The sequence below is a fragment of the Myxococcus sp. CA039A genome (assembly GCF_013336645.1).
Classification (GTDB): Bacteria; Myxococcota; Myxococcia; order Myxococcales; family Myxococcaceae; genus Myxococcus; species Myxococcus llanfairpwllgwyngyllgogerychwyrndrobwllllantysiliogogogochensis.
Window position 1 is genome coordinate 29,728 of sequence record NZ_JABUMQ010000019.1, and the last position, 17,030, is coordinate 46,757.

General features: G+C 69.0%; 11 protein-coding genes. 3 read left to right on the forward strand and 8 right to left on the reverse strand.

What is annotated here, in order from left to right; translation table 11 throughout:
• From HR086_RS04890 to HR086_RS04900, 3 genes are read right to left on the reverse strand one after another with little or no spacing between them, the layout of a single operon-like run.
• The gene (locus HR086_RS04890) at positions 1 to 1,398 is read right to left on the reverse strand and encodes a DUF1501 domain-containing protein (RefSeq protein ID WP_174454529.1); all 1,398 of its coding nucleotides are present in this window, start codon (positions 1,396 to 1,398) and stop codon (positions 1 to 3) included.
• Between the two features lie 17 nt (positions 1,399 to 1,415).
• Entirely contained in the window at positions 1,416 to 2,093 is a 678-nt protein-coding gene (locus tag HR086_RS04895) for a hypothetical protein (protein ID WP_174454528.1), read from the reverse strand.
• Positions 2,093 to 4,129 carry a DUF1585 domain-containing protein gene (locus HR086_RS04900; RefSeq protein WP_174464993.1) on the reverse strand — a complete coding sequence of 679 codons (2,037 nt, stop codon included), beginning with the start codon at positions 4,127 to 4,129 and terminating at the stop codon, positions 2,093 to 2,095. The genes HR086_RS04895 and HR086_RS04900 overlap by 1 nt, the downstream gene beginning before the upstream one ends.
• A 170-nt stretch (positions 4,130 to 4,299) precedes the next feature.
• On the opposite strand from HR086_RS04900, the gene HR086_RS04905 reads away from it, so the two are divergent.
• The gene (locus HR086_RS04905) at positions 4,300 to 4,857 is read left to right on the forward strand and encodes a DUF420 domain-containing protein (protein WP_174464994.1); all 558 of its coding nucleotides are present in this window, start codon (positions 4,300 to 4,302) and stop codon (positions 4,855 to 4,857) included.
• Between the two features lie 6 nt (positions 4,858 to 4,863).
• Here HR086_RS04905 and HR086_RS04910 read toward each other — a convergent pair whose 3' ends face one another.
• Positions 4,864 to 5,454 (reverse strand): biliverdin-producing heme oxygenase, encoded by a 591-nt coding sequence (locus HR086_RS04910; RefSeq protein ID WP_373564260.1) that lies wholly within the window; start codon positions 5,452 to 5,454, stop codon positions 4,864 to 4,866.
• Positions 5,455 to 5,562: 108 nt separating this feature from the next.
• Between HR086_RS04910 and HR086_RS04915 the strand changes: the two genes are divergently transcribed.
• Positions 5,563 to 6,384, forward strand: a complete 822-nt coding sequence (locus HR086_RS04915) for a metallophosphoesterase (RefSeq protein ID WP_174464995.1) — start codon at positions 5,563 to 5,565, stop codon at positions 6,382 to 6,384.
• A gap of 66 nt (positions 6,385 to 6,450) precedes the next feature.
• Here HR086_RS04915 and HR086_RS04920 read toward each other — a convergent pair whose 3' ends face one another.
• Positions 6,451 to 9,021: a S8 family peptidase gene (locus HR086_RS04920; RefSeq protein ID WP_174464996.1), complete on the reverse strand. Its 2,571-nt coding sequence runs from the start codon at positions 9,019 to 9,021 to the stop codon at positions 6,451 to 6,453.
• 69 nt (positions 9,022 to 9,090) lie between these two features.
• Entirely contained in the window at positions 9,091 to 13,446 is a 4,356-nt protein-coding gene (locus HR086_RS04925; protein WP_174454523.1) for a DEAD/DEAH box helicase, read from the reverse strand.
• Between the two features lie 134 nt (positions 13,447 to 13,580).
• Here HR086_RS04925 and HR086_RS04930 point away from each other — a divergent pair, with 134 nt between their 5' ends.
• Entirely contained in the window at positions 13,581 to 14,858 is a 1,278-nt protein-coding gene (locus HR086_RS04930; protein WP_254613958.1) for a M48 family metallopeptidase, read from the forward strand.
• A gap of 12 nt (positions 14,859 to 14,870) precedes the next feature.
• On the opposite strand, the gene HR086_RS04935 is transcribed toward HR086_RS04930, so the two are convergent.
• Complete coding sequence (locus tag HR086_RS04935) at positions 14,871 to 15,467, reverse strand: DUF2378 family protein (RefSeq protein ID WP_174454522.1); 597 nt, start codon at positions 15,465 to 15,467, stop codon at positions 14,871 to 14,873.
• 69 nt (positions 15,468 to 15,536) lie between these two features.
• Complete coding sequence (locus tag HR086_RS04940) at positions 15,537 to 17,000, reverse strand: ATP-binding protein (protein ID WP_174464997.1); 1,464 nt, start codon at positions 16,998 to 17,000, stop codon at positions 15,537 to 15,539.
• Positions 17,001 to 17,030: the final 30 nt, after the last annotated feature.

Here is a 17,030-nt window from a genome sequence, read left to right on the forward strand (position 1 = left end):
TCAGGCGAGGATGCTACGAAGGGGCTCCACGCGGGTGATGCTGTAGTCCAGGCCCGCCGACGCCAGCACCGTGGCGATGATGTGCTCGGGGAAGATGTTCTCACCCCGAGGGTCGATGGCGCCGGTGCGCAGGTCGAACGTGCCGGGCGACATGCCAATGTCTCCACTCTTCCCGAAGACGTGGTTGTGCTTCACGCCCGCGCCCATGAGCATGCAGGAGTTGGAGATGTGGTGGTCCCGGCCGCCCGCGCTGTTGATGAGCGGCGTGCGGGAGAACTCGGAGAACACCATGATGGTGGTGTGGTCCATGAAGCTATCGCCCGCCGGGTGGGGGGTGTCGATCAGGTCATCCACCAGGTCGGACAGCGCGTCGAAGCCCCGGCGCTGGTTGTTGGCGTGGGTGAGCTGCGTGCCGAAGTGCGTGTCCAGGCCGCCCGTGAGGTTGATGGTGAGGCACTGGGCGATGCCCTTCTTGAGCGCGGTGGCCACCATGGCGGCACGTCCCGCCTCGGTGTCGTAGTTGCCACTCTCTGGCAGGCTATAGCGTTCCCGGACCGCCGCCATCTCCGGGGTCTGAGCGTCGAACTTGAACGACGCTTCCAGCTTCTGGGCCATCACCTGCTGCATCTGGTCCCGGCTGTTCTGGTACGTGGTGCCCACGCCGCGAGCGCCGTAGGCGGCCTCCTCGCAGGTGATGGGCTGGCCCCGGAAGTCGACCAGCTGCTTCTCGATTTCGCTGTCCAGCAGCTGCGAGCTGGGCTTGAGCGTGAGCAGCAGGTCGTCCTTGCGGCTGACGCGCAGCGCGTTGGCGTAGCCCGGGTACCGGTCGTTGTACGACTCCACGTTGAACGCGATGTTGGAGATGGGCACGCGGGGCTTCATCTGCCCCACGATTTCCGTCGCCGTGGAGGAGCCACGCGCCGCGCTACCGATGGGCATCTTCCCGGTGAGGAAGTAGCGATAGCCCACCTCGTGGCCCAGCGTGTTCATGTTGATGCCGCGCACCACCGTCATCCGGTCGAAGTGCTTCGACAGGTCACCCACCGCGGGACCGAAGTCGATGTTGGACCGGCCCACGCCCGACTTCTCCGGGCGCAGGGGGATGGCGGAGAAGCGCGCGTCATTGATGAGGTTGTAGCCCGGCAGGATGCGCGTCTCCGCCGCGCGGTCCGGGGTGAACTCGTCCGGGTCCTTCGGGTCGAAGGCGAGCAACTGGTCCCAGCCACCGTTGAAGTACACGAAGACGAAGCAGCGGTCGGCCGGGGCCAGCGAGGCCGCCTGCGCGAAGGAGCGGAAGGGCAGGCCGCCCAGCAGCGTGGAGCCCATGAAGCCGGCCGCGGCCTTGAGGAAGGTGCGGCGCTCGGGACGGTGGTTCTCGTCGAGTCGATTCTTCTTCATCGAAGTCACTCCGAGCTTCAGTAGGTGATGAACCGCGCGTCGGTCAGCATGGCGATGCACATCACCGCCAGCGCGTCCGAGCGCCGCTTGGCCGTCTCCGCCCGGGCCGTGGCCTGGGTGAAGAAACCGACCCACTTCGTCAGCTCCTCTCCTTCCAGGGGCGCACCCCAGAAGCGCAGGGAGTTGTAGACGAGGAACTCTCGCACCTGGGCGTCCGTCAGCTTGCGCAGGTCATCCCAGGTGCCCGGCAGCGTGCGCGACAGCGTGCGCTTGGAGGCATCCGCCTGCTTCACTTCATCACCCGCCTGGGCGATGCACACGAAGCGCGCGCCATCCTCCAGGAACTTGGCGAACACCAAGTTGGGCTCGGTGTTCTCGCTGGAGACGAGGGCGAAGTCGGCGCGGCCCAGGGACGAGGCGCGCGCGTCGATGCCGTCGCCACCGTTCACCCAGCGGCGGCCGACGGCCTCCAGGATGGCGGCGTCGAGCTGGGCGACGGTGAGCCGGCGCGGGGCGCGGCCCACGCTACCGCCCTGCGCTTCCGGGTCCGGCAGCGGGTCGAAGTCCCCGGGCTGGTGGGGGTTGGCGACCGGTTCGAGCTGCCCGTCCAGGGTGGGGCCGGGCTTCTCCTCGGTGGACTTGTTGCAGCCGGCGCTCAGCGTGAGCAACGCGGCGATCAGGAGCGAGCGGCGCATCAGTCAATCCTCCGGTAGGCGTCGGTCGTCACCACGCGCTCGATGAGCGACTTGAAGCGGTGGCCACTCTTGGCGAAGTCACTGGCGAGCGGCGCCAGGTACATCCGCTGCTCCTCCGCCGTCATCGGGCGGCCCAGGAACTCGTTCCAGACCCGCTTCACCGTGCAGCGCTCCAGCTCACCCGACTGGTACATGCGCTCCACGAGCAGCCGCGGACCCGCCTCGATGTTCTGCTCCTCGTCGGCCGTGCGGTACAGGTACGTCTTGAGCATGCCCAGGCTGCTGGCGCCGTCGCCGTCGTACGCCTGCATGACGTACTGGGAGCACTCGCCGCCGCAGTTGGTGTCGCCGTTGATGGCGCAGTCGCGGCACTTCGGGTCGAAGCGCGGGAACTGGTTGGCCGGCAGGAACTGCGCGGCGCGCTCGGCGTAGCGGCCCCAGTGGGCGCCGGTGGGCTCGATGGTGGCGTGGCAGTAGTTGCAGCCACAGCGCTTGGCCAGGTTGTTCTCCCGGTTGCAGGCATCCTCGGGGTCGGGCAGGGACGTTTCCGAGCCAGGCACGAAGGTCTTGCAGAGGAACGCCTCGTAGAACTCGGAGACGCGGGCCCGGTGCGTGGGGAACCGGTAGAGGAACCCGGGCGTCGTCAGCACGCCGGAGTGCGACTCATCCCGCGTGTATTCCTTCCAGTTCGCGGCGTCGGTGTAGGCGATGGCGGGAATCGACTCCAGCGGCGCGGGCGCGGTGGCGCTGAAGACACCCACGCCCTGCCGCTGCCGGTAGAACTCCGACAGGGTGCCGTTCACGAACGAGCGGCGCGTGGTGAGGATGTTGTAGTAGGGCTCGTCGCGGCGGACGACGGACTCGGCGATGCGCAGCGGTTCCTCGTTGAAGGCGGCCACGCGCATGTCGTGAACGTTGCGCACGAAGAGCGGGTCCGTGGTCAGGCCGATGTTCGACACGCCGCAGCGGCGCATGCCCACGCCGCAGCCGCAGCTGCGGTCATTGGCGAAGCGGCCCGTCTCACAGGACTCACGCGTCCAGGGGTTGTGGTCGCGCTCCTGGGCTTCGATGGCGCACACCTTCACCGTCGCTGGCGAGCCCGCAGGGGCCCAGTAGGGTGCGGGCTTCATCACGAAGCCCTCGCGCTGGATGCAGCCGCGAGTGGTCGAGTAGGCCCCCTTGATGTTGTTGTTGATGGCGAGGTCCAGCGTGCAGCGAGTGAGCGTCAGGAGGCTCGGCTTGGTCTCTGGATTGGGATGGTCGAAGGACACCACCAGGCCCGAGCCGCCGGTCGCCGCATCCGTCTTCTCCTTCAGCACGGAGGTCGTGTTCTTCTTCGGGTCGGGCAGGCACAGGTACGACTTCACGGTCGCCGCAGCGCCGCGGTTGTCGCAGAAGTAGCGGTACTTCCCCCATTCGTCGGTCGCGGGCAGGGCGGCCAGTTGGGCACAGGTCGTCACCACGTTGGCCGTCTTGACGGCCAACTCCGTGCATTCGAAGAAGTTGGTGTCGTAGTCGTAGCTGACCGGCATGGGCACGCCCATGGCATCCGTGCAGCTGGTGCGCGGCGCCACGGCGTGCCCGTCCTGCGTCGTCGTCAAGCAGGAGCTCTGCTCGATGTCGGAGTTGCAGGACTGGCCATTGACGCCTCGCAGCGCCGTGGACGGATTGTTCGCGAAGCCGAAGGCGGCGCTGGTGCCGTTGCCACCCAGGCGCGAGTTGCCGTTGTCGAAGACACTCGCGCTGATGTTCGAGCGCAGGAGGGCGCGGTGGAAGTTGCGCACGCGCGTGTAGAACAACTCGTCATTCATCATGGCGCGGATGTCTTCTTCAGACACCGAGCCCTTCGCCTGGACAGCCTTGTACTCCTCCCAAGTGGGCGGCCGACCGAGCAGGTCGAGCGTCAGCTGCCGCAGATGTCTTTCAGGAGGGACCTTCGCGACGGGCGCGCAAACAGCGGCCTCATCGGCGGAGGCTGGCAGAGCCAGGAACAAGGCGGCGCCAGCCAGGATGGCAAGGCAACGCTCGCGGAGCACGGGGAACCTCCGTGGAGGGGGGAGTCGGGGGCGACCGTGACTGAGTATGCAAGAATTACAGGGAGAAGATCCAGTCGGCCTAACAGAACGCTTCATCCGACATGTCGGCACAACGGTGTATCGCTACTGCATTGGTTGCATCGGCGGACGTGTCGCGAGAGATAGGGCGCATGTCGAACGCCACCTCTGCTCCGCTTCAGCCCCGAGTGAGCGACCGGGCTTTTTATGTCTTCACCGGTGTTGTCTCCGCGGCCGCGCTCGCCTTCATCGCGTGGATTCTGATGGGCCGTCGCGACGGCGTGGAGGGTGTGGATTTGCGCTTCCTTCCGGCCGTCAACGCGAGCCTGAACGCGACGGCGGCGGCGCTGCTCATCGCCGGATGGGTGGCCATCAAGCGCGGCGCGCGGCGCGTGCACCAGTACCTGATGGTGGCGGCCTTCGCGGCGTCGGCGCTGTTCCTGGTCTGCTACCTCACCTACCACTACGTGCACGGAGACACGCGCTACGTGGGCGACTGGCGAGGGCTGTACCTGTGCATCCTGGCCAGCCATGTGCTGCTGTCCATGGGTGTCGTGCCCCTGGCGCTGGTGGCCTTCTACTTCGCGTGGCGCAAGGAGTTTCCCCGGCACCGCAAGGTGACGCGGTGGCTGGCGCCCATCTGGGTGTACGTGTCGGTGACGGGCGTGGTGGTGTACTTCATGCTGCGCGGCGGCCTGACGTCCCTGTAGCGACGCTCAGGGCAGCGCGCGTCGGAGCCAGCGCTCGAAGGCGTCGAAGCTGTCCTGGGCGCCCTTCACCACGCGGTCATCGAAGGCAGGGTCGGCCGCGTCCACGGATGCGCGCGTGAGCACTTCGCCAAAGGCGCGCCACCGGGGACCCACGTCGTCACCGTAGGCGCGGAAGAAGACGAAGTCGCCCGCGGGGGTTCCCTCGAAGTGGCGGCGCAGGTGTCGGAGGATGAGCTGGCCTCCGAGCGTGGCGCCCTCCAGCACGTAGCAACTCCCGAGCGCCTCGGGCAGACCGAGCAGCGGCGGTGGCTCCGGGCACCTTGGCAGCCGCGCGAGCGACGGCGTGTCATGGCCGAGCGCGCGCAGGTCCGCTTCCAGCCACGGCACCTTCACCCGCTCCTGAAGGCGCAGGCCGGGCAGCGCGGCTCCCATCAGTGTGATGAGCTGGTCCTCCACCGGGAGATGGAAGCCGTGGAGCGCCTCCAGGTGGCGGCGATAGCCCTGGAGCGTCAGTCCAGGCTCCAGCAATCGCACGGCGGACTCGGTGCGCTCGTGGTGGGGGCGGGTTTCCGTCTTGAGTCGCGGCAGCAGGGACACGGTTCAACCAAGATGGCCCCACCCGGGCTCGGAGGGAATGGCTAAATCCCAACCAACGCCGCCAGGGCTCCCTGTCAGGAACGCGGGGAGGCGGCCGACCGGGGCGCCATGCGAATCCTGACGCTCGATGAAGTGCCGTGTCATAGCTGGCCCTACCAATCCGCCGCGCCTCGGGGTGGGAGCCAGACCGTGTGGTTCCCCCTGCTGCGCGGCACGGTGGATGTTCTCCCGGATGAAGTCGCCGCGCTGCTGGTGCTCTCCGACCTCCAGGGCGTGGCTCCTCATGCACTCCAGGACGGCGCGGTGGCGCTGCTCGGAGAAGTGCTCGCCGATGAGCTGGCGATTCTCGGTGAGCTGGGCGAGCTGCCCTTGCCGGGAACCGTCGGCGTGGTGCTCGCGGGAGACCTGTACTCGGAAGCGAATGCGAATGTGCGCGGCGCCTCCGGTGACGTGCGCGCCGTCTGGCAGGCCTTCGCCGAGCACTTCCGCTGGGTGGTGGGCGTGGCCGGCAACCACGACACGTTCGGCGGTGCGCGCGAGCAAGTACGCTTCCAGCAGCGCCCCGGCATCCACCTGCTCGACGGCGAGGTGGTGGACCTGGAGGGCCTTCGCGTGGGCGGCGTGGGTGGCATCATCGGCAACCCGGACAAGGCCGGCCGACGCGGGGAGACGGACTTCCTGCGACAGCTCGATGCGACGCTGCGCGAGACACCGGACGTGCTGGTGCTGCATCAGGGGCCGGACGTCGAGGGCACGCGGCTGCGCGGCAGCCCCGTCATCCGGGAGTCCGTGCAGAGGCGCGCAAACCTGTTGGTGGTCTGCGGCCATGCCCACTGGGAGACGCCGCTCGCCACCCTGCCTGGCGGCACCCAGGTGCTCAACGTGGACAGTCGCGCGGTGCTGCTCGAACGCGCGAAGCCGTCCGCGTGAGGACGTGAAGCGCCGCGCGGTCCCCGGTCGACCTCACCGGGAACCCGCTTCGCCACGGACGGCGACTCAGCGACAGAAGCCGTCGCTCCGACACGTGGCCGGAGGCAAGCAGTTGAGGCCGGAGCCGATGCAGCTCGGCTGACACGCGCCAATGCCAGTGCCGTCGCTGTAGCAGACGTAGCCCGAACGGCAGTCACCCTGACCGGTTCCCACCTCGCGGGAGCAACTGTCCAGACAGTTCTTCAGCCCCGACGAACTGACCGTGTAGCACTTCGAGCCCGCGGGACACGCCGTCGTGTTGCACACGAGGGAGCAGTAGCCTCCAGGGAAGTTCGTGTTGCAGAACCCCTCCGCGCAGTCGGAGTCATCCGTGCACGATGCGCCCACGTCCAGCGTCGGGTCATCGTCGATGGGCGCCAGCGGGAGCAGGTCGAAGCTGATGCCGGGCGTGGAGTCACCGGCCTCCACGTCGAGCGGCTCGAAGGAGTCGACGTTGCGCCAGAAGCCCGTGCGCTCCCCGTCCTCGAACAGCTCGCCGTCCTCGTCGTCGTCGATGGTTGCCAGCGCGTAGTAGGTCCGGGGCTCCAGCGCTAGGGAGTAGTCGTAACCGCGCGACGCGCGAGCCACGGTGATGGCCTCCTGGGCCGCCTCCCACTCGCCCGTCAGCGCGTTCTGCCAGACGAAGGCCACAATGGCATCCAGGTCGTCCGACGTGCCCACGCCAATCTTCAGCGCCACCGTCGCCGAGCCGGCCGCTCCGGAGCCCGCGAGGTTGAGGTTCACCACGTAGTCGCCATCCGCGAGGCCCGCCGTGTTCACCGCCACGTCCAGCGTCGTCGAGCCGTAGGCGGGTACCGTCTTGGTGCTTCCCCCGGGGAAGGACACCGCCGACTGCTGCGCGCCCGAAACAGTGGCCGTCACCACCAGGTCGCCGCCCTGTCGGCCGCCCACGTTGCTCAGCGTGAGCTGCTGCGTGACGCTCTGCCGGAAGAAGAGCGTGCTCGTCGACACGCTCAGCTTCGGCGGCTCCAACGCCGGGTCCGTGCTCTGGATGCGCCGCAGCGCCGCCTGCGCGTTGATGAGTCCCGCGCCACAACCTCCGGCGCACAGCGAGGAGGGAATCGGCGTCGCGGTGGTCTTCAGCGCGCTCTCCGCCTGGCTCGACGAGAGGTCCGCGCTCAGCTTGGCCGCGGTCGCCGCCAGTAGCGCCACCACGCCGCCCACGTGCGGCGCCGCCATGCTGGTGCCCTGGGAGAAGGCATACGCGGGCTGCCGGTTGTCATCCAGCACCGTGGACAACACGCCGTCCGCGTAGCCGTCGCCGTTGATGTCCTCCACCATTTCTCCGCCGGAGGCCACCACGTCCACGCGCGCACCGTAGTTGGAGAAGCTGCTGCGCCGGCCCGACAGGCCCGTGGAGCCCACGCAGATGACGTTCTCCTGGTTGCACGGCGTGCTGTTGGAGGCGTCCACATTCTCGTTGCCGGCGGCGACGACGATGATGGCGCCGCGACGGACGGCGGCGTCGATGGCGTCCTGGTAGAGCGGCTGCGGCGGCGCGCTGCCACCCAGGCTCATGTTCACCACCTTGGCGGCCTTGGCCGGGCGCTGGGTGATGCCGGGCACATCACCTCCGGTGGCCCAGGCGATGGCCGCAGCGATGTCGAAGCTGTTGCCGCCCTTGTTGCCCAGCACTCGCACCGGAAGAAGCTGCGCGTTCCAGGCCACTCCCGCGACGCCGACGCCGTTGTTCGTCACTGCGGCCACGGTGCCCGCCACGTGCGAGCCATGCCACGACGAGCCGCCCTGTGGCTCATCGCCCCCTTCGTCCAGGGGATTCGGGTCGCGGCCATTGCCGTCACCCGCGTTGGTCGGGTCGGCAATCATGTCGTAGCCCTGCACCACGTGGGTGTTGAGGTCCGGGTGCGAGACGATGCCGGTGTCGATGACCGCCACCACCACGCCGTCCGCTCCGAATTCGATGTCCCATGCGGCCGGCAGGTTGATGGTGGGGTAGTGCCACTGGAGGCCGTAGCCCTTGTCGTCGGGAACGGCCGTCTTGTACATGCGCAGGTTGCGGTCCGTGTAGCGCACGCCCGGCACCGCCGCGAGCTTCGACACCAGCTCACGCGTCTCGTCCGTCGTCACCGCGTGGCCGTCCTCCGCCTCGAAGCCCACCAGGTGCAGGTACTCGCTCGCATGGCCCTTGTGCACCACGCGGTAGCCCGGGAGCGCCGTGGCGGACAACACGTGCTCGGGTGACACTCCCGCTTCCTCGAAGCGGACCACCACGTCACCAGCGATGGTCGGGTCCTCCTGGGGGATGCGTGCCAGGGGCGGCGGCCCCAGCGGCGCGGGGATGATGGGCAGGCCCGGGTCCGTCTGGTCCACCGCCGAGCGGCGCACGCGCTGTGCCTTCGCGCCGCGCATCGAGTCCTTCAGCCGCGCCAGCACGCCCTTGCCGAAGGGAAGGTGGGTGGCTCGGGAGACTCCACCCTCGGAGGACTGCTCGTTGCTGCGGAACGGCGTCAGCGTCCCCGCGACGGTGCCGGAGTTCGCATCAGGCCCGCCCCCGCCGTCCTCGTCACACGACGTGGCGGAGAGCAGCAACATTCCGACGAGCAATAGACGACGCATTCGAGAGAACCCCCTCCAGGAAACAGTGGGGGGGACCCTAACACCGCGTGTCCAGACGAACGGGGATTCTCAGCTGGCCTGCGCCACCCCGCCGCCGCTCTCCGTGTCCTCGCCAACGTTCTCCTCGGAATCGTCCTCCAGCGCGTCCACGCCGCCCGGCACGCCATCCACGTAGGTGACGACGTTGCCCGGCATCGCGGGCACGCGCGGCCCTGGAGTCACCACACCCGTGAGGTTGAGCGGGTCCACGCCGGAGAGCTGCACTCGCACCCCGGAAGGAGGCTGCCGTCGCACCGCGCGAGCCATGTCCACCGCCTCCGGCAGTGCGAACTGTTCTCCAACGAAGCCCGCGACGAAGCGACCACCGCGCACCTCGCCTCGCGCCTCCATGCGTCGGTAGACGAACAGCAACTCACGCCACGTGGGCGCCAGCGCCTCTCGCATCACCAGGTCTCGCCAGACGATGCCGTAGCGCTGGAGGAACAGGCGCGCCAGCGAGTCCATCACCTCGTCCGACGTCTTCGGCTCCGCGGGCGCCAGCAGGCTCCAGCGTCCGGGTCCACCGCGCTGCAACAGCTTCTGCCGCTTGCGATGCGCGGGGCTCTGGAGCACGCGCAGATTCTGCACCGCGTCCGCCGTCACCAGGCCGCGCGCCACCAGCTCCCACAACGCGTCCTCGATTTCAGCGGGCAGTCGTCGCGCGCGGGACACCAGGTCCTGGAAGAAGCACGCGCCCCGGCGCTCCAACACCGCCACCACATCCTTGGCGGCCACGCTGAGGTCCGGCGGCGTCCACACGTCCCCATCCGCGAGCACCGCGTGAGGCCGCGCCGCCGCGAGCATCCACTCCAGGTCCTCGCGCAGCGTGAAGGTCAGCGGCGCGTTGCGAGTGGGCGAGGCTCGCGAGCGCGTGGGTGCTGGAACTTCCGGCTCCGGCGGCGTCACGGGCGCGCCGCGACGAGGTCCCGGCACGGGCTTCGGCTGGTCCTTCATCGTCAGCCGGCCCCAGGCCACCTCACCCGCGTAGCAGGCGCGCTCCAGCATGTCCGGCGTGTAGCCCCGCATGCGCGCGGGCAACAGGAAGCGCTCCCACGCGGAAGCAGGCGCCTCGTAACCCTGGAGCAACCGCACCGCCTTCATGAGTCCCGTGGAGCCGCGCAGCGCGTCCACGTCCTCCATGTGGTGCCACCGGAAGAGGAAGCGCATGAAGTCGCGTCCGCTCAGCGGTTCGATTTCCCGGCGCAGCCGCCCCACTGTCATCCGGTGGATTCGCTGGAGCAGACGGCGGTCGCACCACTCCAGCGGCGGCGTCTCTCCCGGCGCGAGCGGTGTCTCCAGCGGACGGAAGCGGCCCCGCAGCACGGTGCCCTGCATCTCCAGTTGATGCATCGCCGCGTTGACCTCGTCCTCGCTCAGCACGCAGAGGCGAGACAGCTCCGCCACCGTGGTGGGGCCCACGTTCTCCATCCGCCCGCGCACCACCTGGAGCACCGCGGCCTCGCGCTCCACCGGCCGGTCATGCGCCAGCACCGGCAACGGCGGCTGCGTCACCCCGTCGGGGAACAGCGCTCGCACCGCGCTCCCCCGCTCCGCCGCGACGAGGAAACGTCCGGCGGGCAGGTCCAACCACGCCACCCGGCCCTGCTCGAACAGCGGCGTCGCCAGTCCCTTCGGCACCTCCGCATCCCGCACCAGCACCCACTGGAGGAGCATGTCGTGCAGCTCGTCCTCGTCGCGCATCGGCGGCGCGGCGTCCTCCACCACCGTGGCGATGGCCGTCGCGTCCAGCGCGCCGAAGGCCGCCGCGTCCTCGGCCGGCAGCGCGCGGCGCAGGGCCACGTTGCGCACGCGGCGCTCCTCCGCCGGAGCGTCATCCAGGAATGTGTACGGCTGGCTGTGAATCATCGCGTGCGCGAAGACGCTCGGCTCCGGTACGTCGCGCGCCTCCAGGCGGATGCGGCCGTCCTTCATGCGACGGAGCACCTCGCGCAGGCCCTCCACATCCATGGCCTCGTGCAGACAGTCGTCCATCGTCTGCTTCACCAGCGGATGGTCCGGCAGCTCGACGTCGCCGCCACCGTGGTTGTCCTGACAGCCCACCTGCGCCGGGAAGACGGCGGCCAAGAGGTCCTCGCTGCGCGCGCGCTGGAGGTTGGGCGCCACGCGCTTGCCCCCCATCATCCGGTTGAGCGCCAGTGCTCGCGTGGCCACCCAGCGGAAGCGCGTGCCGAACAGCGGCGACTGGAGCACCGCCTGCACCAGCACCTCTTCCACCTGGTCCGGGTGAAGGAAGTCGAAGATGTCCGCCAGCGGAAAGGAGTGCTGCTCGCCCAGAGACAGGAGGATGCCGTCCTCCGTCGCCGCCGCCTGGAGCTCGAAGTCGAACGAGCGGCAGAAGCGCTTGCGCAGCGCCATTCCCCAGGCCCGGTTGATGCGACTGCCGAAGGGCGCGTGGATGATGAGCTGCATGCCACCCGCTTCGTCGAAGAAGCGCTCGGCCACCACGAGCTGATTGCTGGGCACCGCGTCCAGCATCTTCTTGCCCAACCGCAGGTAGCCCAGCAGCGCATCCACCGCGGGCGGCGGCATGCGCAGCTCCTTCTCCAGGAAGCTGGCCGCGTCGTCGCGGTTGAGGAGTTCGTCGCGCAGCCGGCCAACCTGGAGCGACAGCTCGTCCGTGCGTCCTGGGGCCTCACCACGCCAGAAGGGCACGTTGGGCGCCGCGCCGCGTGCATCCTCCACCATCACCGTGCTGCCCATCACCCGCTGGATTCTCCAGGCGGTGCTGCCCAGGAGGAAGACGTCTCCGGGCGACGACTCCACCGCGAAGTCCTCGTCCAACGTACCCACCACCTTGCCCTCAGGTTCGGCGGTGACGCTGAAGGTGAAGGTGTCCGGGATGGCTCCGCCGTTGGTGAGCGCGGTGATGCGCACGCCGCGCCGGCCCTTGAGGCGCTGATTCACGCGGTCTCTGTGCAGGTGGATGCCCGCGCGTCCACGCCGGTCGGCGATGCCCTCCGACAGCACCTCCAGCACACCCTGGTACTCCTCCCACGTCAGCTCGCGGTACGGGTACGCGCGCTGGAAGAGGCTGAAGAGGGCGCGCTCGTCCCACTCCTCGCACGCGCACGCGGCCACCACCTGCTGCGCGAGCACGTCCAGCGGCTTCTGCGGGATGATCACCGCGTCCAGGTCACCCTCGCGCACAGCGTTGAGGAGCGCGGCGCACTCCATCAGCTCGTCGCGCGTCATCGCGAACACGATGCCCTTGGAGATGGCCGCCTTGTGGTGGCCCGCGCGGCCCACGCGCTGGAGCAGCACGGAGATGGCCTTCGTGGTGCCCAACTGGACGACGAGGTCCACGTTGCCCACGTCGATACCGAGTTCCAGCGACGCGGTGGCCACCATGACGCGTAGCCGGCCGTCCTTGAGCTTCTCCTCCGCCGCCAGCCGGATTTCCCGCGACATGCTGCCGTGATGGGCCGCCACCAGACCTTCGCCCAATCGCTCGCCCAAATCATGGGCCACGCGCTCCGCCATCTTCCGCGTGTTGACGAAAATGAGCGTGGTGCGGTGCTCACCCGCCAGCGCCACCAGCCGGTCGTAGACCTGGCCCCACATCTCGTGGCTCGCCAGCGAGGACAGCTCCGCGTCGGGAATCTCCAGCTTCAAGTCCCACGGGCGCAGATGGCCCACCTCTACCTTGCGGCACTCGCGGTGGGACGCGCCGGTGAGGAAGCCGGCAATCGCATCCAGCGGCTTCTGCGTCGCGGACAAGCCGATGAGCTGCGGGCGCATCTCCGTGAGCGCCTTGAGTCGCTCCATGGACAGCGTGAAGTGACTGCCCCGCTTGTCGCGCGCGAGCGCGTGAATCTCGTCGACGATGACGGTGCGCACGCCGCGCAGGGTGGCGCGGGCACGCTCGGCGGTGAGGTAGAGGTAGAGCGACTCCGGCGTGGTGATGAGGATGTGCGGCGGACGTCGAATCATCTTCGCGCGCTCGGAGGCGGGCGTGTCACCGCTGCGCACCTGCACGCGCAGCTCGCCCGGGGTGTACCCCTCCGCGCGGGCGCGCGAGAGCAGCTCCTCCAAGGGCTGGAGCAGGTTCTTCTGCACGTCGTTGCCCAGCGCCTTGAGGGGCGAGACGTAGAGCACCTGCGTGCGGTCTTCCAGGTTCCGCTCCAGCGCCAGCCGGAACAGCGAGTCGAGCGCGGCGAGGAACGCGGTGAGCGTCTTGCCGCTGCCCGTGGGCGCGGCGATGAGGACGTCATGCCCGGCCTGGATGAGCGGCCAGCCCTCCACCTGGGGACGCGTGGGCTCGCCCAGTCGTTCGGCGAACCAGCGGCGGACCACCGGGTGGAAACTCGCCAGTGCCGGGTGCGCCGCGCACTCGGCGGCGAAGTCGAGACTGATCTGCGGGGGCATGCGCACCTCTCCACCCGGAGCCTGAACACAGGTACAGGCGGGCGTCAACGCGCACGCGGCGTGGGGAACGGCCTCGCCCACACCCTCCGCTCGGGTACTCCCAGAGCAGGCGACCGCGCCGTTAGGCTGGGGACATGCGCACACCCATCGTCCCCTGGCTCATCATCGCGGCCCTCAGCCTCGGAGCGGCCCCTCCGGAGACGGCCGCGTCGGAACCGCTCGTCGCGCGCATCCAACGCGCTTCCGAGTACGCCCGGTCCGGCAATGGCGCGGAAGCCCAGAAGGAACTCACGGTAGCGCTCAAGGAAGCGCCCCAAGACGCGAGCGCCCTCTTCGTCCAGACGTGCGTCTTCCTGGAGCAGGGCGCGTTGCCCAAGGCGGAGCAGACCCTGAAGCGGCTTCGCGCGGTCGCCGCGAAGGAGCCGGAGGTCGTCATCCTCTCGTCCCTGGTGGAGCAACGCACCCGTCAACCGAAGTTCGATTGGCGTGAGGCCTTCCTTCACGCGTGGGCCCAGGCAGAGCGCCCCCTCTTCGCGGAGAGCCGCTTCTTGCTGGAACCACCCACCTCATCCAGCGATGGCAAGCCTGAGTTCGACGCCGCCTGGGAACGCACCGAAGCAGCGGACGTCCGCCTCATCCTCGCGCTCTCGGGAAACATGCTCGGCAGCCCTGACCTGGAGTGGCTCGCCACGCACCTCGACAAGGTGAAGGACCCCGTCCTCCTGCGCGCCGCCTTCGAGCACTTCCTGACCGCGGCCCCCCAACATCCCGAGGCGCTCGCGAAGGCGCGCACCACGCTCAAGCCCCGCCTTCAACAACTCGCCGCAACATCGCCCCAGGAGATTCAACTCCGGTTGCTCGTGCTGCTGGGGGACACCGACCCGAAAGCGCCCTTCACTCCAGAAGAGCTCGCCGAGCTGGAGCGCATCGCCGACCTCCCTGACTACCGGACCGCCTCCACCCTCTCGATGTACACCGAGGCCATGCGGCTCCTGACGCTGGCGAAGGTCTCCCGCCTTCAAGCCAGTGCCTTCTCAGCCTTCGTGGGAGAGCTGGCGCTCACCGGTCCCTACCGCCTCACCCAGCGAGCACTCGTCTCGGACACGCTCACGGCCGGGGACCGTGAGCGACTGGGCCACGTGTTGTCCTCCATTGGCGAGCGCATCGTCGAAGAGACCACGCTCGTGGAGTATCTGGTAGGCCTGCGCATGGTGATTCAGGGCGTGGAGATGCTCAACGACCCGAAGCGACGGGAAGAAGTCGGCGCGGCACAGTGCCATGCCTTCAAGCTCGCGCGCGTGACCCAGCCCCAGCGCATGGACCTGTGGCCCCTGCCCTCACTCCAACGGGCATGGCTCACCGCATCGCTGGAGAACGAGCGGGAGCACCTGCGGGCCTTCCTCATGAAGTGAGCGCGGAGGGCCTTACGCCCCCGGCGCGGGCGCGGCCTCCCCCACTGGAGCCGCCGCGGTCCTGTTCCAGACGATGCGGTACGTCGCCGCCGTGCCATCGAAGGCGATGGGCTCCACCTCCACGTGCCCGGCGCCCGCCACGCGCAGCGACTCCGCCAGGAAGCCCGCGGAGAAGTACGGGTTGTCCGCCGCTACGTCCTTCATCCACAGCGTGGCAGCGCCCTCGCCGGACTCCTCCACCCGCACCTCGTTGAAGTTGTTGCCGGCCCTCACGTTGTAGGGCACCCGCTCCAGGGTCCTCATCGGCCCCAGGCGGGTGACGAGCGACAGGCTGGCCCGCCCCACCGGCGTCTGCCGGAAGCCCTGGAGATAGCGCGCACCCAACGCCAGCCAGGCCTCCTTCGCCGGCAGCGACGGGAAGATGTCCTGCACGGCCACCCGCAGGAAGCCTCGCCACTGCTCCAGCGAGTAGGCCGGCCGCAGCCGCTCCGACAAATCCAGGCCCACTCCCTTCAGGCGCTGGCGCCCCTCCCGCGTCAGATAGGGGCCCAGGGCCCTCACGAAGAGGGCTTCCACGGACTGCGCGAAGATGAGCTTCTCGGGCGACATGACGGATAAGTGGCAATGGCCCCCCGCAACGGCGAGCCATTCCGCATGTCAAACGTCAGATGGTCATCATCACCGGGGCAGCCGCACCGTGAAGGTCGTCCCACCCGACGCACTGGACTCCACCGTCACCTCGCCTCCATGGGCGAGCAGAATCTGCCGGGTGATGTAGAGCCCCAACCCCAGCCCCGAGGACGCCGCCGCCTCGTGCTGGATGGCTCGCGAGCCTCGACGCCATGCGGCGAAGATGTGTGGAAGCTCCTCCGAAGGAATCGGCGGTCCGCCATTGTGCACGCGCAGCACCACTTCCCGCGCACTCGCCTGGCCCCACATCCGCACGGGACTGTCCACGGGGCTGTACTTCAGCGCATTCGCCAGCAGGTTGCTGAACGCCTGCTCCAGCCGGTCCAAATCCCACGCGCCGCGCCCGTCCCCCACCACCTCCAACACCAGCATCCGCCCGGGGTGACTGGCGCGCATCTCCTCCAACGTGCGACGCGCCACGTCGAAGACGTCGCAGTCCGAGGCCACCACCGGGACACCGCCCCCCAGGCGCGAGCGCGCGAAGTCCAGGAGCTGGCGAATCATCCGGTCCATGCGGTCCGCGCTGGTGAGGATGCGCTCGGTGAGCGAGGACTGGCGCTCGTCCAGGTTGCCCTTGCGCTTGAGCTGCTGCGCGGACATGGACAGCGCATTGAGGGGATTGCGCAGGTCATGCCCGAGCATCCCGATGAACTGCTCGCGGAACTCCTCTTCGCTGCGCTCCTCGGTGACGTCCCGCGACGTGGCCATCAACGCGGCCACCTGGCCGTCACCATCCAGCGTGGGTGACAGCGTGTAGTCGAAGTGACGGGGCCCCTGGTCCGTCGACAGCGTGATTGCGCCGCGCTGGACCTGTCCGGTGCTCAGCGCCACCTCCATCAACCGGATGAAGGGCGCGAGCGACGGGTCCTTCTCCTCCCGCGCGCTCAGCGACTCACCCGAGACGAGGACCTCGTGGCTGCCTCGCGCCGCATGCGCCGCCTGGTTGGCGAACAGCAGACGTCCCGACGCGTCGAACAGCGCGATGGGGTCCGCGGCGGAGGCCATGGCCATGTCCAGCAGTCGACGCTGGCGCTCCACTTCCCGCGACAGCGCGTGCACCTCGCGCTCGGCGCGGCGCAGGCGCAGCAGGGCGTGCACCTGGGCGACCAGCTCCTCGGGGTCCACCGGGGCCACCAGATAGCCGTCCGCGCCGTGCTCCAGGCCGTGCGCCCGGTCGCCCGGCCCCACCGCCTGTGCGGACAGGTGCAGGACGAGCATGCCCCGGGTGCGAGGGGCCTGCTTCAGGCGCCGGCAGACCTCCAGTCCGCTGATGTCCGGCAACCGGACGTCCAGGATGGCCAGGTCGGTGTGCTCATCCGCGAGGGCCAGGGCCTCGCTGCCCGAGCCCGCGTCCACCACCTGGAAGCCCGCGAGCCCCAGCACGCGGCTGGTGACGTAGCGACTGGCCTCATCATCATTGACGTTGAGAATGACCGGAGATGGAGGACTCATGACGTGCGGGGCAGAGGTACTCCTTCGTAC